We start from the raw sequence: 23,943 nt of genomic DNA, 5'->3' as shown, positions 1-23,943 counted from the left end.
CGAGATGCACGTACACAATCATGTCCAACACGAGACGAAACAAATTCGCGCCGCCATTTTAACGATTTCGGACACACGGACGCTCGATACGGACGTCTCAGGCGAACACATTTGTCAGTTGTTGAAAGCAGGCGAGCATACGGTGACGTATCGCGAAATTACAAAAGATGACCAAAAAGAAATCGAGGCCGCCGTACGACGTATGGTGGCCGATAAAATGGATGTCATCTTGACGACGGGTGGGACCGGCATCACGAAGCGAGACGTCACGATTGAGACGATTCGTCCGCTCCTCGACCGTGAAATGGTCGGGTTCGGTGAATTGTTCCGCTTGATCAGTTTCACGGAAGATATCGGACCGGCCGCCATGTTGTCACGGGCACTCGCCGGTCGAATAGGAGACACGATTATCTTTGCGATGCCTGGGTCACGCGGTGCTGTCGACTTGGCGATGAAGCGACTGATCTTACCCGAACTGTCGCATATCGTCTGGGAAGCGACACGATGATTGGGATTATCCTAGCGGGCGGACGTTCGCGTCGCTTTGGTGCACCGAAATGGCAGGCACGTTATGAAGGAAGTACGTTCGCTGACCGAGCCCGGGCCACGCTCGCTCCGGTGACGGCGTCACAATGGACGGTCGTCCCAAAAGGAACGTCGCCCGTGTCGAATCAACTAGTCGACGACGTCGAATTTCAAGGAATGGGCCCACTCGCAGGGATGGTGACCGTCATGCGACACGTCGACAGTGACTGGTACGCGGTCTCAGCATGCGACACACCGCTCTTGTCTTCTACAGTCTATGAACGGCTACTGGCCAACCGAGAAGACAAACCGGTCATCGCTTATGCGGACGGTCGCATTCATCCTTTAGTCGGTTTGTATCCGCGAACGATGCGATTGTCGTTCGAAGACGCATTGAATCGAGGGGAACGTGCCGTGATGCCTCATGTATTCGAGGCGACAATCGTCTCGTTTGAAGAAGCAGCTTGGTTTAAAAATGTAAACACGCCACATGATTTCAAGCAGTTACGGCAAAAGGAAGTGGAATGATGGAGAAACTGTCAACGTTGTTTCGCAAACCGCTTGCGGTGGACGAAGCGATTGCCTGCGTCACAGACGCGACGAAGCGAGCACGGACGGAAACGGTAGCATTGGCTGAAGCACATGGTCGGATTCTCGCGACGGATCTCGTTGCCACCCATGACGTGCCCGCTTTTCATAAATCCCCTTATGATGGCTTCGCTGTCTGTGCGAGCGATTTGAATGCGGCAAGCCGTGAGCAGCCAATCACGTTACCGATTCAATCCGTTCAAGCCGCCGGTCATGTCGGTCCTCCATTACGACGTGGGCATGCGATCCGAATCATGACAGGTGCCAAAATTCCAGACGGAGCGGACGCCGTCGTCATGTTTGAAGTCGTACAAGCGAATGAGACACACGTCACGTTCAAACGTCCCGCGTCCCAAGCGAATATTTCCTACCGCGGGGAAGATATCGCCATCGGTTCAACGATTTGCACGAGCGGCACACGGATTCATGCTGGCATCATCGCGCTACTCGCGACGTTTGGCTATACGACCGTCGATGTCTTTACGAAACCTTGGATCACCGTCTTTGCTACCGGGGATGAACTCGTTGAACCGGGACGAAACAAAACGGACGGTCAAATCTATAATTCGAATGCATATATGATATTGGCGCAGATTGAAGCGCTCGGGGGACGTGCCATCTATGGCGGTGTTTTACCCGATACGTTTTTGGCTACAAAATGTGCGATTGAAGAAGCGCTTCGAACGAGTGATGCTGTCGTTACGACAGGCGGGGTGTCAGTCGGTGATTTTGACTATTTACCTGATGTATATGAAGCACTCGGAGCTGACGTCTTATTCAATAAAGTAGGGATGCGTCCTGGCTCGGTCACGACTGTCGCGAAATTCGAGAATCAATTACTGTTCGGCTTATCTGGCAATCCGTCTGCTTGTTTCGTTGGAACCGAACTGTTCGTAGGTGCTTACATCCGGACAGGGTATGCGCAAAAAGAACGGACGCTTGTCGAGGCGCGTCTCGGTGGCGACTTTAAAAAACCGAATCCGTTCGACCGGTTCGTCCGGGCCAAACTTTTGATTGATGAAACGGGACGCGCGATTGTGTATCCGAGTGGGAAAGATAAGTCGGGAATCGTCTCTTCGCTCGCGACGTGTAACGCGTTGATCCGATTACCTGGAGGAACGAGAGGGTTTGAGAAAGGAGATGTCGTCCGATGTCACGTCATCGATCATCTGTGACCGTCCTGCAAGTCGTCGGCTATCAAAACAGTGGAAAGACCTTATTCGTTTCCCGGTTGACTGAACGATGGACGAGACGCGGTCTACGTGTCGGGGTCATCAAGCATCACGGACATGGCAGTCCCCTTAACGTGCCGATGACGGATTCTCACCGACATGCGCGCGCTGGAGCTGTCGTGTCGAGCGTGATTGGGGAAGATGGGACGTTTATTGAGTGGCAAGCCGTTGACACGTTCGAGTTGCTCTTGAATTGGTACGAAGCACACGTCGACGTCGTGTTGATTGAAGGATACAAGCAAAAAGACTATCCAAAAGTGGTGCTCGTTCGAGAGGGTCAGGCCGAACCGACCGGATTATCGAACGTCATTGCGTGTGGCGACGCCGTCAAAGATGAGGCGCAATTAGTGGAGGCGATGGAAAGGTGGATGAGACATGAACTGGTATCAAGTAAATGAGCATCCGCTCGATCCGATGGCGCTCTATGAAGGGGTACGACATCGAAACGTCGGGGCCGTCGTGCTCTTTATCGGTACCGTCCGTGAAATGACGGGCGAGAAGCAGACGGAATTACTCGAGTATGAGGCGTACGTGCCGATGGCTGAAAAAATGCTTCAACAAATCGCCGATGAGATTACGATGCGGTGGCCAGGCACGTTGACGGCTGTACACCATCGAATCGGCCGTCTCGACATCATGGAAGAAGCGGTCGTCATCGCCACTAGTTCAGCCCATCGCGCTGATGCATACGAAGCGAACCGTTATGCGATTGAGCGGATCAAAGAAATCGTCCCGATTTGGAAGCGAGAACATTGGACAGACGGCACGGAATGGATGGGCGATCAAAAAGAGCAACGCCCCGGACGACCAAAAGGAGTGATGACATGATTGAAGTGCTATGTTTCGCGCATGTGGCCGAGGAACTCAAAACGCGCTCGTACACGATGACGGCCCCAATCACGATTGCTGTGTTACGAACTGATTTAACAGCGCGAGGGGTCACGGGTGCGGAGCGACTCATGTTTGCCGTGAATGAACGCTATGAGACGGATGCGTACGTCGTCCATGACGGGGATACAGTGGCCGTCATCCCGATGGTAAGTGGAGGATAAATGATGAAACTGACACATATCAATGACCAAGGACGGGCCCAGATGGTCGATGTATCCGGTAAAGTTGAAACGACACGGATCGCGCGGGCTCGAAGTTCAGTCGAAGTGAGTGAAGCCGTGATGGAATGCATACAGCACGGGACGAGTGCCAAAGGCGATGTGCTTGCTGTGGCTCAAGTCGCAGGAATCATGGCCGCCAAAGAGACGAGCCGAATCATTCCGATGTGTCATCCCCTCGCCCTGAAAAAAGTGGATTTGACATTTGCATGGGAGGGCACACACCTCATCATCGAATCGTTCGTGAAGACAAAAGGCGACACCGGTGTCGAGATGGAGGCGTTGACGGCTGTGTCGGTGGCAGCCTTGACGGTATATGATATGACAAAGGCCATCGATAAAGGCATCGTCATCGGTCCGACCTACTTACTGGAGAAACAGGGTGGAAAGTCTGGAGAGTACATGCGATGAATCCCATCCCAGAACGCTATGCGCGGCAAGCTCGTTTTCACGGTATTGGTACAGATGGCCAAACAGAACTCATGACAAAACGTGTTCTCGTCGTCGGGCTCGGTGCCCTGGGCGCAGCCGTCACAGATCAGCTTGTGCGTGCTGGCGTCTCGCTCGTCATTGTTGACCGGGACTATGTGGACGTGACCAATTTGCAGCGTCAGACCTTATATACAGAGCAAGATGCTGACGCCAAGACACCGAAAGCGATTGCTGCTCGCGACCGACTCAATTCGATTAACGGAGACATCAACGTCGAGGCGCACATCACCGACGTTTCATGGGACTGGCTTCGTGAGCTAGCACCCGTTGACTTGGTGCTAGATGCGACCGATAACGTGGAGACGCGGCTACTGTTGAATGATTTTGCATTGCATCGCGGGATTCCGTTTTTATTTGCCTCCTGTGTAGGCGCGTACGGGATGAACTATACCGTTTTGCCTAGCGAAGCGCCTTGTCTACGTTGTCTTATGCGTCACCTGCCACTGGCTGGCCAGACATGTGCGACCGTCGGTGTTTTAGCTCCAATCGTCCAGCATGTCGCAAGCCGCCAAGCAATCGAGGCGTTGAAATATTTGACGGGACGTGTTGAAAAACTCGAGCGTCGTTTGTTAATCGAAGATGTGTGGGAGAACCTTTCGCAACGTCTTGACGTCGAACGATTGGTCGACGGCTCATGTGCCTCGTGCCAAACCCGTTCGTACCCAAGTCTCGTCTCAAATCGGCAACAGACCGCACACCTTTGTGGGCGCGATGTCGTTCAAGTTCGAAAATTCATCGATGGAATCGAGAACATCGCGCAACGACTCGAGCGTGCCGAGATCGACGTAAGACGGACACCGTTCACGGTCGAATGGCATTGGCGGGAACATCGGATGCTGTTATTCATTGATGGTCGCATACTCGTTCATGGAGTCGATGATCCAGGTGTGGCGATTGCCATGGTCGATGAATGTCTTGGCACATAAAAGAAGTGTCCGCCATAGCAGGCAGACACTTCTTTATTCATTAGCGGGGAATCGTGAGCACTTGTCCGACGTAAATCGAGTTGACGTTTGAAATATTGTTAGCGGCTGCGATTTTTGCGACGGTCGTGTTATACGTTGTCGCGATTTTATAAAGGGTATCGCCCGATTTGACGGTATACTTCACAGTCGTCGTTGGAGGTGGGGTGACAGTTGTGGTTGGGATGATGAGCACTTGTCCGACTGTGATGGAGTTGACGTTTGAAATATTGTTAGCGGCTGCGATTTTGGCGACGGTCGTCTTGTACATCGTCGCAATCTTATAGAGAGTGTCGCCGGACTTGACCGTATATTTGACGGTCGTTGTAGGTGGCGGTGGTGTAACGGTCGTACCTGGAATAACGAGCACTTGTCCGACAGAAATCAAGTTATAGTTCGTGATATTGTTCGCAGCGGCGAGTGCAGTGACGGTGACGCCATAAGCCCGAGCAATACTATAGAGCGTGTCACCTGATTTGACAGTATACGTTTTACCAGTCGGTGCATTTTGATAGGCGAGCAGTTGCGAGACAGTGACGAACTTGTATCCTTTTGCTTTGAGTTGCGAGATCATCGTCGGCAACGCAAGCGGGGTACCAGGGGCGCCGGCGCCGGTGTGCATCAAGACGATGGATCCCGGTTTGATGTTCGTTTGTACTTTCGTATTGATTTGCGTAGCGGTGAGTCCTTTCCAGTCAATCGTGTCGATGTTCCACTGCACAGTGTATCCATAGCCGGCAGCACCGACGCCGTTCAACACGGCACTGTTAACGGCGCCATATGGGGCACGGAACAACGGTTTCGTTGTTTTTCCGGTGAGTGACTTGACGATGGCTTCGGTGCGATCGAGTTCCGATTTCATCTGAGTGGCGGTCAATTTGGTGAAGTCGGGATGGGTGTAGGAGTGGTTACCGAGTTGGTGACCTTTAGCTGCGATGTTTTTAATGTATTGGGGATGGTGGTTGGCGCCCGATCCGGTCAAGAAGAAAGTAGCTTTGACGTTGTTTTTGGCGAGTATGTCCAAAATCTTATTCGTGTTCGCGCCATCCGCTCCGTCGTCAAACGTCAGCGCCACGACTTTACTGGTGGTGTTGACGCTCGTGATGAATTTAGAAGCGGCGGCATCGGCCGATTTTGGATAAGCGACTAACGGTGCCAACATGATCAACAAGGCCATGAGTACACGTACGAACCTGCTCTTCATTTCATTTCGCCTCCATTCATGATGTATGTATCTTGGTGTCAAGGCTTTCCAAATATTGAGCTGTGTATATATTTTATATACCCCATTTCAGACCGTTCCATCAAAAAACCTAAATTTAGACAAAGGAATTTTTGGTCACCGTCTCTCAAAATATGTGTGTAATGTATGAGCAAGAGCTAGGCGAAATCTCACACAATTCTCACACATTTCCTGAAAAAGGGTGGTATCATGAACAAAGTGTGAAACATGTAAGCGATTAAATAGGGGGATGTAAGATGAAACGAACAATGATGAAATTAGGTTTAGCGGCAAGTCTTGCTAGCGTGTTGGTGCTCGGGGCATGTGGAGCGGAAGAAGCGGACAACGCATCTGAAGTCGTTCAATCAATGGAACCTGTTGAAGCCGAATTGAACGTACCAGCGACCGCGGATGAGGGCGAGCCTGTCGTGCTTGCTGTACGAGTCACGCAAGACGGTGCAGCCGTCGACGATGCCGACGAAATCAAGTTCGAAGTTTGGAAGAACGGGGCGAAAGAAGACAGTGAAATGACGAAAGCCACATTGACGTCAGACGGCGTGTATGAAGCCGAGACGACGTTCGCTGACGAGGCGGTCTATACGGTCCAAGTCCACGTGACGGCGCGCTCGATGCATACGATGCCAACGACGAACGTGACGGTCGGTCATCCGAAGACGGCAGCCGAGGGCGAGGAAGAAAATGATCACCATCACCATGCCGGTGCGGACATCACACTCGAACCGAAACAAGCGACCGTGAATGAACCGCAACCGTTCACGGTGAACGTGGAGATTGACCACGAGGCGCTCACAGGTGCTGACGTTCAGCTGGAAGTGTTCAAAGACGGGGCTGAAAAGCACGAGTGGGTGAAGCTCGAGGAAACGGACGGCGTGTACACAGGGGGGCACACGTTTACCGAAGCCGGTCCATATAACGTGCAAGTCCATGTAACAAAAGGACACGACATTCATGAACACATCATGGAGACAGTCGAAGTCCAATAAAAAAATCGATCGGCCGCGGCCGATCGATTTTTCTTATGCGTTCTGATACAGCGATTCGACTTGTTGTTGAAGCGATTCGTTCTCGAGGAACTCATCGTACGTTGCTTCCTTGTCGACAATCCCGTTCGGCGTCACTTCGATGATGCGTGTCGCAATCGTCGAGATGAGCTGATGGTCATGCGAGCTGAAGAGGAGCACGCCTTTGAACGACTCGAGGCCGTTGTTGAGCGCCGTGATCGATTCGAGGTCCAAGTGGTTCGTCGGATCGTCGAGGACGAGGACGTTCGAATTTGAGAGCATCATCTTCGAAAGCATACAACGCACTTTTTCGCCCCCTGAGAGGACAGATGCTTTCTTCATGACTTCTTCGCCTGAGAAGAGCATGCGTCCGAGGAAGCCGCGAAGGAACGTGTCCGACTCGTCGGCTGGTGAGAACTGGCGTAACCAATCCAAGATGCTCTTATCTGACCCTTCGAAATATTCCGAGTTGTCTTTCGGGAAGTACGACTGTGTCGTCGTCACGCCCCATTTGACCGTACCCGCATCCGGTTCCATCTCGCCCATGATGATTTTGAAGAGCGTCGTGATGGCAACGTCTGAGCGGCCGACGAAGGCGACTTTGTCCGTCTTGTTCAGTGAGAACGTGACGTTGTCGAGTACTTTCACACCGTCAATCGTCTTCGAGACGTTTTCGACGTAGAGCACATCGTTCCCGATTTCACGTTCCATCGAGAAGCCGACGAATGGGTAACGACGTGACGATGGACGGATATCGTCGAGCGTGATTTTATCAAGCAACTTCTTACGCGACGTCGCTTGACGCGCCTTTGAGGCGTTCGAGCTAAAGCGAGCGATGAAGTTTTGAAGTTCTTTAATTTTCTCTTCTTTTTTCTTGTTCTGGTCTGACGCCATACGCGCAGCGAGTTGGCTCGACTCGTACCAGAAGTCATAGTTCCCGACGTACAACTGGATTTTCCCGAAGTCGAGGTCGGCCATGTGCGTACAAACTTTGTTCAAGAAGTGACGGTCGTGGGAAACGACGATGACCGTGTTCTCGAAGTTGATCAAGAACTCTTCAAGCCATTGAATCGCCTTTAAGTCAAGACCGTTCGTCGGCTCATCGAGGAGTAGGATGTCAGGTTTGCCAAAGAGTGCCTGTGCGAGGAGCACTTTCACTTTCTCGCCACCTGTAAGCTCGCTCATGAGCTTATGATGTGAATCGTCCGTAATGCCGAGACCTTGGAGTACCATCGCAGCTTCCGATTCAGCTTCCCAACCGTTCATCTCAGCGAATTCGCCTTCAAGCTCAGCCGCACGCATGCCGTCTTCGTCTGAGAAGTCTTCTTTCATATAGATGGCGTCTTTCTCTTTCATGACTTGGTAGAGACGCTCGTGGCCCATGATGACCGTTTCGAGTACGGCTTGGTCTTCGTACGCATAGTGGTCCTGTTTAAGGACAGCGAGGCGCTCACCAGGTGAGAAACTGACGTCACCCGTTGTCGTGTCTTGCTCACCGGCAAGAATTTTTAAGAATGTTGACTTCCCGGCACCGTTCGCGCCGATCAAGCCGTAACAGTTGCCTGGTGTGAACTTGATGTTCACGTCTTCAAACAACTTGCGTCCACCGAATTGGAGACTTACGTTATTTACTGTAATCATGTATAGGATCCCTCGTTTTTCTGATTAGTTTACGACGTGTATTGTATCACGTTTTTTGAAAACGCGCAGTCATGGGTAAAAGTGAAACAAAAGTTGACGTGATTCGTATAGATGGTTATAGGGGGAATGACTATGAAACCATCGATTTCGCTCCGGGAAGCGTGGAGCAACTATTACCGTAAAGACTTTTTGCGCCTGCTCGTCCTTTTCATCGTGACGAGTATCGCGTCCTATTTTATCTTCCGTTCATTCGTCACGAGTGAACAGATTGAAGACATTTTGAAACAGATTGGCGACATGTTCGAGTCACGTGGCTTGTCGTTCGATACGAGTGCATTCGACACGATGGTCGCCCTCTTCGTGAACAACACGCGCGTCGCCTTGCTCGCTTTCTTGCTCGGGATGATTCCGCTCTTCATCCCGTATGTGTTCGTCGTCATCAATGCGGCCATCATCGGACTTGTCGCCATGATTGTCGATTTTTCCGGTGAGTCGGTCATAAAAGTCATCACGCTTGGCATCTTGCCGCATGGAATTACGGAAATTTCCGCAATCTTGCTCGGTGCGGCGATGGGGTTGTCGCTCAATCGTCACATCTGGCAGAAGATGCAGGGGAAAGACACGAACGTCACGCTAAAGGCTCTCTTTTTTATCGGTCTGAAGATGTTTCTCTTCGTCGTCGTCCCGCTCCTCGCCATCTCGGCGGTCATCGAGGCGTACGTGACACCACTCTTGTTACAGTAAAACAGCCATCGCATGATGGCTGTTTTTATTGTGAAGCCGTCGACTCGAAACAACGGATTAACGTGATGCCTTCAGGAGAGACGTGACCGTTCACCTGCCAAACTTCAAGGCCGTCCGTAATCGCTTGTCGCATCGACTGACGAATCAAGCCGTCATCTTTTCGGTTCGGATTACCGGTGAAGACAGGCGCATCATACAAGAAAACATAGAGTAAGACTGCGCGTTGATGCTGTTCGAGCGAATGAATGAGCGTGTTGAGGTGCCGGACGAGGCGTTTTGTCTCGATCGGTCTCGTTGTTTTTTTCCAGCCAAAGTGAGGAAGGGGCGTCACGAACAGTTCGGTGAGCGGCATCTTCACTTCCATCAAGACGTTATCGACAACGAAATCGATGCGTGCGTCGTCGTACGAGACTTCCCGTTCAATTCGTGTTGGATTTTGGAAAGGCTGTAGCGACGATTCCATCAAGAGATGCTCGATATAGTCATTGACGCGACCTTGATGAATCCCAATCCATTGTCGTTCGGTACCAATTGAAATCGCCTCGACGGTGAAAGCAGTACGCCGCCTCGGGTCCTCTGACGCCGAGACCAAGCAAGGAACGCCGTCAAAGATGAGGTCGCCGATGCGGCCGGTGACCGGACAGTGGCAGGCAACGACGGTGTCCCCGAGTACGACGTCCATGATGAACCGGTTGCGTCGGTTTACGATGACGCCTTCTTGTAACGGTTGGCTGAACCGGTACATCAGTCGAGCCGTGTGATTGTCGTCGAAAGCTCGAACGTGACATTTCCGGCCAAAGCACGAGAAATCATGCATCCGTCTTTCGCTTTCTTCGCGATGCGTTCGACGAGCGAGATGTCTCGGTCCGTCGCCGTCTTTGGCACTTGAATGCGCGTCTCGTATCGAATCGTCTCATACGTGAACACACCGTTCGTCACGTCGACGATTCCTTCGGCGTCAATCGTGATGCCTTGATGCGCTAAATCGCTTCGCCCGAGCATGGCGGCGAGCGTAATGATATAACACGTCGCCGCCGCTCCGAGGAGCATCTCGTCCGGGTTCGTCCCGATTCCAGGGCCGTCCATTTCTGGGGGAATGGATATCTGTGTCTTCAATCGTTCCGCCTCGATTGTCCCGACGTCATTGCGTCCACCGGTCCAGTCGAGGTTCATGTGAAAGGTATGCTTCATAAAAAATCGCCTCCAATGTCTCTAGTGTAGAAGAGAATCATGGGAGGCGCATAAATTATGCTCGAGCACGCTCGGCGAATGTGCGAAGCGTCTGGATGATGACGTGAGTTGCTTTTTCCATATTGTTGATGGAGATGTACTCGAACTTCCCATGGTAGTTCTCGCCACCGGTAAAAATGTTCGGTGTCGGAAGACCCATGTAAGACAGTTGTGAGCCATCGGTACCGCCACGAATCGGCTCGATTTTCGGCTCGATTCCGAGTTCACGCATGACATCGGCGACCGTATCGACGATATGTTTGACCGGAACGATTTTCTCGGCCATGTTGTAATATTGGTCGTCCATCTTCAAGTCGACACGCGCTTCGCCATATTTCTGTTTCCATTCTGTGACGAGCTTTTCAAGTAACGCCTTCCGTGCCTCGAATTTTGCTTTATCGTGATCACGGATGATGTACTGGAGTGTCGTTGTCTCAACGTCTCCTGAGAAGCCGTTTAAGTGAAAGAAGCCCTCATACTCGCTCGTATGCTCCGGTGCCTCATCGGCCGGGAGGCGATTGTGAAACGCCATCGCGAGTTTCATCGAGTTGACCATCTTGTTCTTCGCGCTTCCAGGGTGGACGTTCGTCCCATGGAACGTCACGGTCGCACCGGCAGCGTTGAAGCTCTCATATTGCAGTTCTCCAAGTGGCCCCCCGTCCATCGTATAGGCGAAATCGGCGTTGAAGCGCTCGACATCGAACTTGTGGGGGCCGCGACCAATCTCTTCATCCGGTGTGAAGGCAATCCGGACCGGGCCGTGGGGAATCTCTGGGTGGGCGAGTAAATATTCGACCGCGGTGACAATCTCTGCAATCCCGGCTTTGTCGTCGGCACCGAGAAGCGTCGTCCCGTCGGTCGTCATGAGCGTGTGGCCGACGTATCCGTCGAGCTCCGGGAAGTCTTTCGGTGACAAGACGACACCGAGCGTCTCATTCAAGACGATATCGCCCCCGTCATAATGTTCGACGAGTTGCGGCTTAACATTCGTCCCGGTGAAGTCCGTCGCCGTGTCGACGTGGGCGAGTAGGCCGATCGTCGGCACGTCAACGTCGACGTTACTTGGAAGCGTCGCGAACAAGTACCCATATTCGTCCGTCGTCACACCTTCTAGTCCGAGCGCCTTTAACTCGGCTTCGAGATGACGAATCAAATCCCATTGTTTGGCGGTCGACGGCGTCGTCTCACTCGTGAAGTCGGATTGCGTGTCAATCTTGGCGTAGGTCATTAGTCGTTCGATTAATTTTGATTGCATAAAAAATACCTCCCCAAATCGTTTCTCATCCGTTTTAGTGTAGCACGGGAGGCGTTTGAGGAAGTATCAAAATTGTTTGAAAACGGTCTTCGCATGGTCAAATGAGGAATGGAAGTAAATATGGAAGCAAAAACGAAGTGAAGATGGCCGATAAGCCCATCGCCGCCCCGCCTGTCGCACCGGAGAGCGGATGTTCCGTCGCGGCTTGGGCGGTCCCGATGCCGTGACTGATTGTCCCGAGCGCGAGGCCGCGCGTGAACGGGTCGGTCACACCGAACATGTTCAAAAGAAAAGGACCGAGCATCGCGCCGAGAATGCCGCACGCGACCGCGACCGAGGCGGCGAGCGCTGCGTCGCCTTGTAACTGTCGTGCCAATTCGAGGGCAATCGGGGACGTGACCGATTTGACCGACAACGCAATCAATACGTGATCGGTCAGTTTCAGTACGCCTCCGAACAAAACAGCGATGGCGATGGTCGAGAGCGTCCCAAAGACAATGGCACTGAGTGCGCGTCTTGCTCGAGCGAGCAGTGTCGGCAAGTTACGATAGAGCGGCAGACCGAGCGCGACGGTCGCAGGCCCGAGCAAGATGGTGATGATGTCTTTTGCCGGTTCATATACGTCATACGATTGACCGAATAAAAGAAGTGTCACAATCAAAATTGCGGTGCTCAAGAAGACGACGTTCTTGAACGGAGAAGCCCAACGAAACGACAACTTTCGGCTGATGAGGTAGACGCCGATCGTGATGGCGATCCAGACGAGTGTCATGACGCGTCACCTCGTTTCCCGGCAATCAAGGCAGTGACGGTCAGACCGACAGCGAGACTCGTCACCAATGCGATGAAGAGTGGGATGCCTTCAGCCTTCAATAGTCCGCCATACGACATGAGACCGACCGCAATCGGAATGAAGAAGAAGGCGAGGTGTTTCGTCAAAAATCCGGCACTGTCTTCAATCCATTCGACGCGAATGACGTTTGTCAGCAAGAGAACGAGGAGAAGTACCATCCCGATGACGTTTCCCGGCACGTTCCATGCGAGCGTCGCGACGATCCAATTGCCGAGCGCGCTCAACCCGAATAAGAGCGAAAGGCCAATCGACCATTTGCTAAGAAGTTGCATAACTGACATCCTTTCGCGAATCAATTCAAAAACGTAAGCATTTTCTCAAGTATTCCAATTCTGGTCAAGAGAAAGGCTAGTCAAAAAAAGATGAAGGGTACATACGTTCGGTATGCTACACTATGTTTATCATAAATGAACGGGGTGGCGAGATGGAATTACAATCGGTAAAACAATGGATTGAATCACGCGAGCTTGAACACGGAAATGAAATATTGGAAGCGTTCGAGAAACGCATCCATTTGAAGCTTGTCCCGAGGACGTCACGGGAAGAAGTTGCGATTGGGTATTCCAAATTTGGGGGTTATCCTGATTTGCCAAGTCCGGCACATCATCCAGGAGAGAATTTGACGTTCTTGGCTCAGTTCCGGTTGAGCGATTTCGCTGGATGCGAATCGGTCGAAGCGCTCCCGAAACAAGGGCTGTTGTCATTCTTTTACGATTTGGACGAACAGCCTTGGGGGGATGCGGAGGAACGGCATTTGTGGCGTGTCATCTACACGATGGAGACAACGCTCGAGCGTGTTCGAATCGGTGAGGCGCTCACCGAACGTGCCGTCGCGTTCGAGGAGAGCTATGCCCCGATTGTTGATACGTTGCTCGAACTCATGACGGAGGACGATTTCGTCGCGATGGAAGAACTTTTCGATGAAGGCGAAGTGCATGCAATCGGCGGACATCCGGATGCGGTACAAAACGACGTGTTCGAAGAGATAGAAGACACGTATGGCGAACGCTTCTCCAATCCGTTCCTGCTCTTTCAAATGGACTCGACGGAAGAGCTCGACGTCATGTTTGGCGACGTCGGCATCCTCTACTTCCTCATCCCGACCGAAGCGCTCCAGGCTAAGCGCTTTGAAGAGACGGAAATCATCATGCAGTGTTACTGAACAAGAAAGAGAGTTGACCGCAGACGGTCAACTCTCTTTTGAATTAGGCTTGTTTCTTCTTACGGAACCGTGCGAAGAACTCATACACGATTGGGACAATGAGAAGCGTCAACAGCGTCGAACTTGTGAGTCCACCGATGACCGTCACCCCGAGCCCTTTCGAGATGAGCGCGCCACCCTCAAGGCCGAGGGCGAGTGGGGAAAGCGCCCCGATGGTCGCAAGTGCCGTCATGAGGATTGGACGAAGCCGTGTGCCGGCCGCTTCAAGGAGCGCCTCACGCGTCGACAGGCCGTCCGCTTCTTTATGAAGCACGCGGTCAATCAAGACGATCGCGTTCGTGACGACGATTCCGATCAACATGAGGGCACCGATAAGTGCCGAGACCGAAATCGTCTCACCCGTGATGAGGAGGGCGACAAGTCCACCGATAATCGCGTACGGGAGAGAGAACAAGACGACGAACGGTGTGACGGCGCCGCCGAACGTGACGACGAGCACCAAGTAGACGATGGCAACAGCCGCAAGCATGGCGAGGCCGAGTTGCGTGAACGACTCTTGAATCTGTTCGGTCACGCCGCCGACGTCATACGATACACCGCTAGGAAGGTCGATGTCCGCTACCCGTTCTTCGATGGCAGCCGACGCTTCCGTCGCTTTGTCCGTACTCAGTTCGACGTTCACACGTGCGAGCAGTTTCCCGTCGCGTTGGACGAGCGTGTCCGGTGTCGTACCTTCTTCGACTTCAATGAAGTCCGAGATTGGACGAGGCCCGAACGGTGTCGTGATTTCTTGCGCTTGTAAGTCTTCGATGCTGTCATACGTGACTTGTTCGGTTGGGATGATGACATCGAGTTGTTTGTCATCGACCGTCACGCTAGCGAGCGGACTTTCTTGTGCCTGGAATTGACCGATCGTCTGCGCGATTTGGAACGCCGAGACACCGGCTTCGGCCGCTGCTTGCTGGTCGACGTTAAACGTATATTGGACATACGATTCACGAAGGTCAGACGTGGCTTGACGGACGTAATCCGTCTCTTGTTCAATCGTCTCGACGAACGTCGGCACAATCGCTTCGAGGTCTTCGAGCGAGTTGGCGTAGACGTTATACGTCACTCCGCTCGTCGCACCGCCGCCCGTGAAGTCTTGCTCTTTCCATTCACCGGCCGGGGCGAGTTCGTTCAAGCGTTCAATATCGGCAAGTTTGACGTCAGCGAAGTTCGCCGTGTCTGGATCGTATTGAACGATAAAGATGCCTTGTTTGTTGTTTCCCGGGTTGAGCGGATTTTCACCGCCGACCGTGAACTGCACGTCGGTCGCATCCGGTTGTTCATCCATAAAGTAGTTTTCTGCGACTTCTGCCGCTGCAATCGAATCGTCGAGCGTTTGACCCGGTTCTGGATCGAACGTGACGAATAGCGTCTTCTCAGAGTCTTGGTTCAAGAAGTTGACACCGATGGCCGGGACGAGCGCGAAGCTACCTACGAGGAGAAGTGTCGCTAATCCGAAGACGACAAGTTTATGATTGAGCGACCAGTTCAGGACGCCACGATACCATTCGGCGAGCTTGCCTGGTCCTTCTTCGGGCTTCAATTTGTCACGATTTTTGAAGAACGAGTCAGCCATCATCGGCACGACGGTAATGGCGACAAGGAGCGAAGCCAAAAGGGCGAAGACGACCGTCAACGCGAACGGCAAGAACAACTCGCCGACAAAGCCGGTCACAAAGCCGAGTGGCAAGAAGACGGCAATCGTCACGATCGTAGAAGAAGCGATCGGGATGAACACTTCTTTCGTCGAGGCAATGATCAGTTCTTTGCCGCGTAACGGCTCGTTCGGACGTGTGAGACGGCGATAGATGTTTTCGATGACGACGATCGAGTCATCGACGACACGACCGATGGCGACAGTCATCGCACCGAGCGTCATGATGTTCAGTGTGATATCGAGTTGCTTCAAGACGATGAGCGCCATGAGAAGCGAAAGCGGAATCGAGATGACCGCGATAATTGTCGAGCGGACGTTGCGAAGGAACACGAGAATGATCAAGATGGCGAATAAGCCACCGAGCAGTGCTTTCGACAACATCGTCTCGACCGATTCTTCAATCGGCTGCCCTTGGTCGAGTGTGATCGAGACGTTGGCCGTATCGTATTCCGCCTCGAAATCATCGAGGATGTCTTTGACGGCGTTGACGACGTCGACCGTGTTCGCATCTTGTGTCTTCGTCACTTGAATCCCGATTGACCGTTCCCCGTTCGAGCGCGAAATCGACTCTTCAATCCCGCGATCTTCGATGGTCGCGAGTTCGCTCAAAGCGACTGTCGGCACGGCAGTCGGCACGTTCGCCGGGAGGTCCGTCGGAACGTCTGTCGGTAGGTCGGCCGGCAGTTGCGGTGTCTCGCCGGTCGGAAGTTCATTCGGTGTACCCGGTGCCTGTGGTGATTCGCCAGGTGAGTACGGGATTTGCAAGTCGCGGAACGCGTCGAGCGTCTCAGACTTCCCATCGATGACGACCGCTTGTTCCGTGTCACCGAGTTCATATAAACCGAGGGCAATGCGGGCATCGTTCGCTTGAATCAGCTGTTTGACCGTCTCTTCCGTCAAATTGTATTCAGCGAGCGCGTCGGCATCAAACTCGAGTTCGACGCGACGAATCTCTTGTCCAGCGATTTGAACGAGCTGCGCGCCTTCGACTCCTTCGAGGGCCGGTTGCAACTCTTCCTCGACGAGCTTCGTCAATTCCGCCAAGTCGAGACTTTCATCTGAGACGGCCGCTCCGATCACCGGGAACGCGTCAAAACTGAGGCGGGACACTTGCGGGTCTTGGACCGATTCCGGCAAGTCGACGTTACTGAGCGCGTCTTTGACTTGTTGCTCGGCCGCTTCCATGTCGGTACTAAAATCATAGTCGATTTGAATGTTCGACGCGTTTTGGAATGAGCTCGAGCGGACTTGTTCAACTCCGTTCAAGCTTTTTAGTCGATCTTCGAGCACGGTGCTCACTTCATCGAGCACTTGCTCAGGAGAAGCGCCCGGATAAATTGTCGTCACCGAGACGGTCGGTGTCGTGATGTCCGGTAACGTTTCAAGCTTCATCGTGAGGCCAGCGAAAATTCCGGCGGCCGTCAAAATAATCGTCATCAACCAGACTGCGAACTTGTTGTTGACGGAGAAAGACGTGATCTTTTGCATGGTCGTTTTATTCTCCTCTATGTGTGAATGGTTAGGTCGTATCGATGTTTCGGGCTCGCTCAATCAAGCGGGCGATGATTTGTTGCTTTAGTTCTGTAGGCGGAACGCCGACGTTGAAATGTTCAGACATCATCATTCCTTCGAGCGCATAACGGATAATCATCGTCTCGACGGGATCTTTCGTCTGTTGAAACTGTTTAAAAAACGTATCGAGGTCGTTTTTCCAGCGCTCGGCGTAATCTTGTTCCACGGCGAAGAGCGTCAAGAAGGCAATCATCTTCTCCGCATCGATTTCAAGCGGTGAGTGCTCCGGATACAGTCTTGTCTCATCAAATAAACGGACAAACGCCTCGACGGGACCGTAACCGTCTTGTTGCAACGACTCATATAATTCGTTCTGTTCGGTTTGGAGCCGTTCGACGATGGCGGTGAGTAACGTTTCTTTTGATGGATAGTGATAGAGTAGTCCACCTTTTGAAACGCCAGCCGTCTTCGCGACTTCGTCTAACGTCAGTTGATGGACGCCTTGATCCATAATGATTTCAGTGGCGGCATCGAGCAACTTCTGTTTCGTTACATTCGATCGGTTCATACTCCTATTCCTCCTTTCTGTACCGACCAGACGGTTTTTTTCTCTTTCACTATAGAACGCGCATCATTTTGAAGTCAAGAAATGATGGTTTCAAAACTGTTCGCTTATACATATATAACTACTGTAAACGATTTCAAAAAAAGGTTGACGTGAGAATGATTATCAGTGATGATAGTAATTGAGAGTAATTATCATTACCAACGACAGAGAAATGATATTGGGGGAAGAATGATGAACAAGAAATACATGGCACTCGGATTATCAGCAGCACTCACAACATCGCTCCTTGCAGCATGTGCAAGCACGGCAGAGCCGACGACTTCGGGTGAGAACGAAACGTCAGAAGAATCGAAGGTCGTCAACGTTTATTCAAGCCGTCATTACGACGTCGACAAAGAGCTCTATAAGCAGTTCGAAGAAGAGACAGGCGTGAAAGTCAACGTCGTCGAAGGAAAAGGCGAAGAGTTGCTTGAGCGTTTGAACACCGAAGGCGAAAACACAGAAGCCGATCTCTTCATCACGGCGGACGCCGGGAACTTGCATCAAGCGAAAGAAAACGGACACCTTCAAGCGGTCGATAGCGACGTGCTTGAATCGAACATCCCGGATAAATATCGTGATACGGACAACGAATGGTTCGGTCTCACAAAGCGCGCTCGCGTCATCGTTTATGCGAAAGACCGCGTGAACCCAGAAGACTTGTCGACGTATGAAGCACTCACGGAAGAGCAGTGGAACGGAAAAGTCCTCGTCCGTCCATCAGAGAACATGTACAATATCTCGCTCCTCGCATCGTTCATCGAAGTGAACGGTGTGGACCAAGCGAAAGAGTGGGCCGAAGGTATGGTCAATAACTTCGCCCGGGATCCGCAAGGGAACGACCGCGACCAAGCGAAAGCCGTCGTCGCCGGAGAAGGCGATGTCGCCATCATGAACACGTACTATATGGGTCTCATGTTGAACTCAGAAGACGCGGAAGAGAAGAAAGTCGCGGAACAGCTCGGTGTGTTCTTCCCGAACCAAGAGACGACAGGCACACACGTCAACGTCTCGGGAATTGCGATGACGAAGGCATCGAAAAACGCGGAGAACGCGAAAAAGCTTATGGAGTTTATGTCTGACCCGTCAGCCCAAGAGCAGTTCGCGAGCGCCAACTACGAATATCCGGTCAACGAGTCAGTCGAGCCGAACGAGCTCCTCAAGTCATGGGGTGAGTTCAAAGAGCAAGACATCAACTTGTCTGTGCTCGGCGAAAACCAACAAGAAGCCATCCGTCTCTTTAACGAAGCCGGCTGGAAATAAGAAGACTTCGGCTTGAACAATCGTTCAGGCCGAAGATTTTTCGGTTTCTCGGCCGTCCGGCGGTACAATGCGAGCACGGAACCTGATATGATGGGACAGGAAGTGATTGAACGAAAGAATGGGAGCGGTACGGCATGAACTGGTATGCGATGAAACGACAACTGAATGGATGGGCGATTTTAAGCTTTATCGCGTTGTTGTTCATCGTCTTGCCTGGCGTCATCGTCTTGGTCGAATTGTTCGCTCCGGTGAACGATAATTGGCAACACATCCGCGAGTATTTGTTGCCGCGCTACGTCAGCAACACGCTCATCATCATGTTTGCGACCGGGATCTTAACGACGATCATCGGGACGAGTCTCGCTTGGTTCATCACGGTTTACGATTTCCCGTTCCGTCGATTCTTCAAATGGGCGCTCATCTTACCGCTCGCCATCCCACCGTATATCGGCGCGTATACGTACCATGGGATTTTAAATTACACGGGTGTCATCCAGACGACGCTCCGGAACGACTTCGGGCTTTCCGTGAATCAGTCGTATTTCAACATCATGACGATTCAAGGGACAATCTTCATCTTCACGCTCTTTTTGTATCCATATATTTATACGATTACGCGGGCGTTTCTACACAATCAATCGTCCTCGATGATTGAGAACGCCCGTATCCTCGGCCGCGGGTCATGGGACATCTTCTTCACGGTCGTCATGCCAATCTCACGTGTCGCCATCATCGGCGGCGTCAGCCTCGTCTTGATGGAAGTGTTGAACGATTATGGGGTCGTGAAGTATTTCGGCATCCAGACGTTCAGTACGGCCATCTTCAGCACCTGGTTCGGGATGCGAGACACGTCCTCGGCGCTCAAGCTTGCTGGAACGCTCATGATTCTGGTCATCGCCATTTTGACGATGGAGCGGCTCGTCCGGGGTAGAAAACAGTTTAGCTACGCGACGACGAAAGTGAAACCGCTCAAACCGAGACCGCTCAGTGGATGGCATCGTTACGCCGTCCTCGGCTACGTCTCGACGGTATTCGGGATTGCCTTCGCCATCCCGTTCATCCAACTCGTCGCCTGGACGGTGTTGACGTTCGAGCAAGTGTTTACCGCAACGTTTTTCCGGCTCGTTTGGAATACGGTGAGCGTCGCCTTCATCGCAACAATCATCATTCTCGTGTTCGCGCTCATCATCGCGAACTATACACGGCTGTTCCCGTCAAACATGACGCGTGTTATCTCAAAAGTGACGACGCTCGGCTATTCCATTCCGGGTGCCGCCATCGCAATCGCCGTCATTACCCTCTTTTTATTGCTTGATGAGTGGGTACTGAACGTCGCGCTCGCACTCAATCTCGGACAGACGTTCGTGTTCCGGACGACGCTCATCATGCTCATCTTCGCTTACGTCATCCGCTTTCTCGCCATCGGGTACAACTCGATTGAGAGCGGATTCGAGAAAGTCGGGAAGTCGTTCACGGAAGCGTCCCGCATGCTCGGTTGGGGGACCGTGCAGACGTTCTTCCGCGTCGACATCCCGATGATCAAAGGGGCAATCATGAGTGCGTTCATCCTCGTCTTCATCGATATCATGAAAGAGTTGCCGTTGACCTTGTTTTTACAACCGTTCAACTTCTCGACGCTCGCGACACAGGCGTTCAAGTATGTCAGTGACGAGAAGATTCACGAGGCCGCGCTCGCCTCGATCGTCATCGTCATCATGAGCGGACTGTTGATCTTTGTTTTCCATAAGGTGCTTGATAAGGAGGCCGACTAATGTTTGTTCAAATCAACGACTTACACTTCAGCTATAAAGGTGCGCATGAAGAGACGATTAAAGGGTTCTCGCTCTCAATCACAAAAGGCGAGATTGTATCGCTCCTTGGCGACAGCGGGTCAGGGAAGAGCACAATTTTACGTCTCATCGCCGGCCTCGAGATGCCGAATCAAGGCGTCGTCGTCGTGAACGACTGCGTCTGTTGCGACGATTGTCAGTTCATGCCGCCAGAACAGCGTGGGGTCGGCATGGTATTCCAAGACTATGCGCTTTTCCCGCACATGACCGTTGAGAAGAACATCCGGTTCGGGCTCCATAAACTTGGACGTAAAGAGCGGAATAAACGCGTCGAAGAGATGCTCGCACTTGTGAACTTGTCGGATTTCCGTCATCGTTTCCCATATGAATTGAGTGGGGGACAACAGCAACGGGTCGCGCTCGCTCGTGCGCTTGCACCAGAACCGTCTCTCCTCATCTTAGACGAGCCGTTCAGTAACTTGGATACGTCGCTCCAGCACCGGATTCGGGACGATTTGCGTCGTCTCTTGAAACAGACGGGGACGACGACGATTTTCGTCACCCATGACGAGGAAGACGCGGAGGCGCTCGCCGATCGTATCGTCTATCTTGGTGAAGGCAAAATTAAGAAGCAAATCATGACGGAGAACAACAAGACGTTCAACCCGCAGATTCCTTGCTTCGTGTAAAAGAAAAGCTCCCGTAGGACGACCGTCCTGCGGGAGCTTTTTTAATTATTCGGTTGCCTCAGCAGGACTTGATTCGTTGCCGAGCCGGTCGATGGCCGTTACGTAATAGGTGGCCGCTTCGTCCGGTACTTCAATACTTTTACGAGCGTGGGACGGAACGCTCTCAATGTGCACGTTCTCCCCATCAATCACTTGGTAAATCCGGTATCCAATGACCGCGTCGTTACGCACAGCGTGCCACGTGAGGAACGTACCACGGAGTTCAACGTTCGTCGGGACATCGAGTACAACGTCATCGGCAAGAGGGATTTCCGCATCGACGAGTTCGGTATAGACGACGAATCGCTCGTCATAACCGGCACTGCCGAACGTTCCGGAACACGTGATCAAGTTCAGGTTCCGTTTGTCCGTTGCGCCGAAGATTTCTTTGATGGGCGCATTTGCTGTCTCATAGCGCTCGGTCTTCGTTACCTCGAACCGGAGCGTGTTCCCTGCCTCATCGACGATGACGATTTCATCACCGGCAACGAGTTGGTCGAGCTCGTAAAAGACGGCGGGTCCCGTCTTGCTGTCGACATGTCCGGCGATGACGGCATTGCCTTCACTTCCGGGCTTGACGCCGGGTTCGAACCAGCCGACTTGATCTTCGTCAGCTGGGACTCCCATCTGGCCGTTCTCGAGCAAACCGACTTGTTCAATCGCGGTGTCGACGTTGATTTTAGGAATTTGGATGGTGACTGGTGTTACGGCTTTGGCGCTTTCTTCTTCCACTGCGAGCCGAAGTTTCTTCACCTCTTCCTGTAGAAGTGAGAATTCAGCCGATAAATCTGGACTCTCCTCTATTTGTTTTTCTTCTACAGGTGGTGACGACGATTCTTGGGCGCTCGTCCACGTCCAGAAGCCAAAACAAAAGAGAGAGAGCGCCAGAAACAAATGGCGCTTGTTCATGGGCTCCCTCCTTATTTCTTATTGAACAGATTGTTTACGGTTGCGAAGTGTGACAAAGGCGAGTAAGATTCCGCCAAGGACAGCAAGTCCAGCGTAGAGCGTGTTCATCGACTGGGCTTGTGCACCACCGAGACCTGTTTCAGGCATTTCTTCAGGCATCGTTGTTTCAGCAAACTTGTCAGGCATTTGCGTGACGATGGCGTTACCGAGCGTTTCACCAAGGCCGAACATGAACGCATAACCTTCACGGAATGACATCCAAGCCGCATCTGCATCACCGGCTACATATTGATCGAACGTTTGAAGCACGAGCGCTTCATGTTTCATGACGGCTTCTTGACCAGCTGCCTGTGGCAAGTTGCCTTCTGTCGCTGCATCGAGGAACGTGCTGAAGTCGACAGCGAACTGGTCAAGCTTCATACGAGCTTCTTCGATTTTCGCTTCGTCACCTTCGAGTGTGGCAGCGACGATGTCACCTTGAGCTGTGATGTGGTTACCGTTCCATACTTTCTCAAACTGGGCCGCGCCTTCGTCACCGTATACAGAAGCGATGGCTGCTTTGAAGTCGAGTGTGTTCTGGTCTTCCGCCCAGCTCACGTAGTCGAAGTCTTCCGCTTGATCGTAGCCTTTTTGCATGCCGATTGCGGCGAGGGCGAAGTGTTCACCAGCAAGGCTATTCAACGTTGAACGGAGCTCGACGGCCGGTGTGTCGGCTGGTGTGTCAAACTTGTCAGGCATTTGTGTGACGATCGCACCTGAGAGGGCCTTACTGATGTCGAACATGAGCTTGTACCCTTCACGGTATGTCATGTAGGCCGATTCATAATCACCGGCGACGTAGCTGTCAAAGACAGAAAGAACTTGGTCTTCGTGAAGCTCGATCACGTCAGCAGCTGCATCTTTTGGAAGATTTCCTTCTGTCGCGGCGTCAAGGAATGTCGAGAACTCTTCGACGAACTCATCCACTTCTGCTTCTGCTTCAGCGCGAAGTTCTTGGTCCTCAGACTTGGCTGCTTCAACGAAGTCTGCCGAGTAGTCGTTATGGCCGCGGAAGATTTCTTCGAACTGGGCCGCGCCCTCGTCACCGTAAATCGATGCGATGGCTGGTGTCATATCGACTGCGTTTTGGTCGAGCGCTTTCATCGCTACTTCAGCGTCTGCTGCTCCGTCGTACGCTTTCATCATCGATGTGACCGCTAAGACGTAGTGCTCAGATAGCAACTGGTCGAGTGTCGCACGAAGGTCGCCAGCCGGCGTGCTCGCTGTCGGTGCGTGATCTGCCGCCTGGGCGTTGAGTGGGACGAGTAAGCCTAACGCTAATGCTGGTGCTACAATCTTGTTCATTGTTTTCTTCTTCATGTGAATCGCTCCTTTGTTTTGTGAGTGTTGTCG

General features: G+C 52.3%; 25 protein-coding genes. 14 read left to right on the top strand and 11 right to left on the bottom strand.

Annotated features, from left to right (window positions below; all coding sequences use genetic code 11):
* Positions 1-4 precede the first annotated feature (4 nt).
* The 8 genes from KNP92_RS11515 to KNP92_RS11480 are packed head-to-tail and all read left to right on the top strand — an operon-like array spanning position 5 to position 4,872.
* On the top strand, positions 5-508 hold the full coding sequence (locus KNP92_RS11515) for a MogA/MoaB family molybdenum cofactor biosynthesis protein (protein ID WP_214840653.1): 504 nt from the start codon (positions 5-7) through the stop codon (positions 506-508).
* Positions 505-1,053 carry a molybdenum cofactor guanylyltransferase gene (locus KNP92_RS11510; protein WP_214840651.1) on the top strand — a complete coding sequence of 183 codons (549 nt, stop codon included), beginning with the start codon at positions 505-507 and terminating at the stop codon, positions 1,051-1,053. The genes KNP92_RS11515 and KNP92_RS11510 overlap by 4 nt, the downstream gene beginning before the upstream one ends.
* A complete protein-coding gene (locus KNP92_RS11505; RefSeq protein WP_214840649.1) occupies positions 1,053-2,288 on the top strand; it encodes a molybdopterin molybdotransferase MoeA in 1,236 nt (411 codons plus the stop codon). The genes KNP92_RS11510 and KNP92_RS11505 overlap by 1 nt, the downstream gene beginning before the upstream one ends.
* The gene (gene mobB / locus KNP92_RS11500; RefSeq protein ID WP_214840647.1) at positions 2,264-2,743 is read left to right on the top strand and encodes a molybdopterin-guanine dinucleotide biosynthesis protein B; all 480 of its coding nucleotides are present in this window, start codon (positions 2,264-2,266) and stop codon (positions 2,741-2,743) included. Before KNP92_RS11505 ends, mobB begins: the two co-directional genes overlap by 25 nt.
* Positions 2,721-3,173: a molybdenum cofactor biosynthesis protein MoaE gene (locus tag KNP92_RS11495; RefSeq protein WP_214840645.1), complete on the top strand. Its 453-nt coding sequence runs from the start codon at positions 2,721-2,723 to the stop codon at positions 3,171-3,173. The genes mobB and KNP92_RS11495 overlap by 23 nt, the downstream gene beginning before the upstream one ends.
* The gene (locus KNP92_RS11490; protein WP_214840643.1) at positions 3,170-3,397 is read left to right on the top strand and encodes a MoaD/ThiS family protein; all 228 of its coding nucleotides are present in this window, start codon (positions 3,170-3,172) and stop codon (positions 3,395-3,397) included. Before KNP92_RS11495 ends, KNP92_RS11490 begins: the two co-directional genes overlap by 4 nt.
* Positions 3,398-3,865 carry a cyclic pyranopterin monophosphate synthase MoaC gene (gene moaC / locus KNP92_RS11485; RefSeq protein ID WP_214840641.1) on the top strand — a complete coding sequence of 156 codons (468 nt, stop codon included), beginning with the start codon at positions 3,398-3,400 and terminating at the stop codon, positions 3,863-3,865. It begins immediately after the preceding gene.
* Positions 3,862-4,872 (top strand): ThiF family adenylyltransferase, encoded by a 1,011-nt coding sequence (locus tag KNP92_RS11480; RefSeq protein ID WP_214840639.1) that lies wholly within the window; start codon positions 3,862-3,864, stop codon positions 4,870-4,872. The genes moaC and KNP92_RS11480 overlap by 4 nt, the downstream gene beginning before the upstream one ends.
* Positions 4,873-4,912: 40 nt before the next feature.
* Here the strand turns inward: KNP92_RS11480 and KNP92_RS11475 are convergent, their stop codons facing one another.
* The gene (locus KNP92_RS11475) at positions 4,913-6,070 is read right to left on the bottom strand and encodes a LysM peptidoglycan-binding domain-containing protein (RefSeq protein WP_353047945.1); all 1,158 of its coding nucleotides are present in this window, start codon (positions 6,068-6,070) and stop codon (positions 4,913-4,915) included.
* Between the two features lie 317 nt (positions 6,071-6,387).
* Between KNP92_RS11475 and KNP92_RS11470 the strand changes: the two genes are divergently transcribed.
* Positions 6,388-7,134, top strand: coding sequence for a FixH family protein (locus KNP92_RS11470; RefSeq protein WP_214840635.1), 747 nt, complete (start codon positions 6,388-6,390; stop codon positions 7,132-7,134).
* 33 nt (positions 7,135-7,167) lie between these two features.
* Here KNP92_RS11470 and KNP92_RS11465 read toward each other — a convergent pair whose 3' ends face one another.
* A complete protein-coding gene (locus KNP92_RS11465; RefSeq protein ID WP_214840633.1) occupies positions 7,168-8,793 on the bottom strand; it encodes an ABC-F family ATP-binding cassette domain-containing protein in 1,626 nt (541 codons plus the stop codon).
* A gap of 132 nt (positions 8,794-8,925) precedes the next feature.
* Between KNP92_RS11465 and KNP92_RS11460 the strand changes: the two genes are divergently transcribed.
* A complete protein-coding gene (locus tag KNP92_RS11460; RefSeq protein WP_214840631.1) occupies positions 8,926-9,537 on the top strand; it encodes a stage II sporulation protein M in 612 nt (203 codons plus the stop codon).
* A gap of 25 nt (positions 9,538-9,562) precedes the next feature.
* Here the strand turns inward: KNP92_RS11460 and KNP92_RS11455 are convergent, their stop codons facing one another.
* From KNP92_RS11455 to KNP92_RS11435, 5 genes are all read right to left on the bottom strand, one after another.
* On the bottom strand, positions 9,563-10,282 hold the full coding sequence (locus KNP92_RS11455) for a DNA/RNA nuclease SfsA (protein ID WP_214840629.1): 720 nt from the start codon (positions 10,280-10,282) through the stop codon (positions 9,563-9,565).
* The gene (locus tag KNP92_RS11450; RefSeq protein WP_214840628.1) at positions 10,282-10,728 is read right to left on the bottom strand and encodes an SACOL1771 family peroxiredoxin; all 447 of its coding nucleotides are present in this window, start codon (positions 10,726-10,728) and stop codon (positions 10,282-10,284) included. The genes KNP92_RS11455 and KNP92_RS11450 overlap by 1 nt, the downstream gene beginning before the upstream one ends.
* A gap of 55 nt (positions 10,729-10,783) precedes the next feature.
* A complete protein-coding gene (gene pepT / locus KNP92_RS11445) occupies positions 10,784-12,022 on the bottom strand; it encodes a peptidase T (protein WP_214840627.1) in 1,239 nt (412 codons plus the stop codon).
* A 97-nt stretch (positions 12,023-12,119) separates the two neighbouring features.
* Complete coding sequence (locus tag KNP92_RS11440; RefSeq protein WP_214840626.1) at positions 12,120-12,794, bottom strand: LrgB family protein; 675 nt, start codon at positions 12,792-12,794, stop codon at positions 12,120-12,122.
* Positions 12,791-13,147, bottom strand: a complete 357-nt coding sequence (locus tag KNP92_RS11435) for a CidA/LrgA family protein (protein ID WP_214840625.1) — start codon at positions 13,145-13,147, stop codon at positions 12,791-12,793. Before KNP92_RS11435 ends, KNP92_RS11440 begins: the two co-directional genes overlap by 4 nt.
* Positions 13,148-13,299: 152 nt before the next feature.
* Here KNP92_RS11435 and KNP92_RS11430 point away from each other — a divergent pair, with 152 nt between their 5' ends.
* Positions 13,300-14,037: a YwqG family protein gene (locus KNP92_RS11430; protein ID WP_214840624.1), complete on the top strand. Its 738-nt coding sequence runs from the start codon at positions 13,300-13,302 to the stop codon at positions 14,035-14,037.
* Between the two features lie 43 nt (positions 14,038-14,080).
* Here KNP92_RS11430 and KNP92_RS11425 read toward each other — a convergent pair whose 3' ends face one another.
* Entirely contained in the window at positions 14,081-17,230 is a 3,150-nt protein-coding gene (locus KNP92_RS11425) for an efflux RND transporter permease subunit (protein ID WP_214840622.1), read from the bottom strand.
* A gap of 31 nt (positions 17,231-17,261) precedes the next feature.
* Complete coding sequence (locus KNP92_RS11420) at positions 17,262-17,822, bottom strand: TetR/AcrR family transcriptional regulator (RefSeq protein ID WP_214840620.1); 561 nt, start codon at positions 17,820-17,822, stop codon at positions 17,262-17,264.
* Between the two features lie 231 nt (positions 17,823-18,053).
* Between KNP92_RS11420 and KNP92_RS11415 the strand changes: the two genes are divergently transcribed.
* The 3 genes from KNP92_RS11415 to KNP92_RS11405 all read left to right on the top strand — a co-directional run bounded on the left by KNP92_RS11415 (position 18,054) and on the right by KNP92_RS11405 (position 21,603).
* Complete coding sequence (locus tag KNP92_RS11415; protein WP_214840618.1) at positions 18,054-19,124, top strand: Fe(3+) ABC transporter substrate-binding protein; 1,071 nt, start codon at positions 18,054-18,056, stop codon at positions 19,122-19,124.
* A gap of 134 nt (positions 19,125-19,258) precedes the next feature.
* Complete coding sequence (locus tag KNP92_RS11410) at positions 19,259-20,896, top strand: ABC transporter permease (protein ID WP_214840616.1); 1,638 nt, start codon at positions 19,259-19,261, stop codon at positions 20,894-20,896.
* Positions 20,896-21,603, top strand: coding sequence for an ABC transporter ATP-binding protein (locus KNP92_RS11405; protein ID WP_214840614.1), 708 nt, complete (start codon positions 20,896-20,898; stop codon positions 21,601-21,603). Before KNP92_RS11410 ends, KNP92_RS11405 begins: the two co-directional genes overlap by 1 nt.
* 45 nt (positions 21,604-21,648) lie before the next feature.
* On the opposite strand, the gene KNP92_RS11400 is transcribed toward KNP92_RS11405, so the two are convergent.
* A complete protein-coding gene (locus KNP92_RS11400) occupies positions 21,649-22,551 on the bottom strand; it encodes a class F sortase (protein WP_214840602.1) in 903 nt (300 codons plus the stop codon).
* 18 nt (positions 22,552-22,569) lie between these two features.
* Positions 22,570-23,910: a globin family protein gene (locus KNP92_RS11395; protein ID WP_214840600.1), complete on the bottom strand. Its 1,341-nt coding sequence runs from the start codon at positions 23,908-23,910 to the stop codon at positions 22,570-22,572.
* Positions 23,911-23,943 lie beyond the last annotated feature (33 nt).

This window comes from Exiguobacterium sp. s122 (genome assembly GCF_018618475.1).
Taxonomy (GTDB): Bacteria; Bacillota; Bacilli; order Exiguobacteriales; family Exiguobacteriaceae; genus Exiguobacterium; species Exiguobacterium himgiriensis.
The sequence above is the reverse complement of the archived record's forward strand: the minus strand, read 5'-3'. Positions and strand labels throughout refer to the sequence as shown.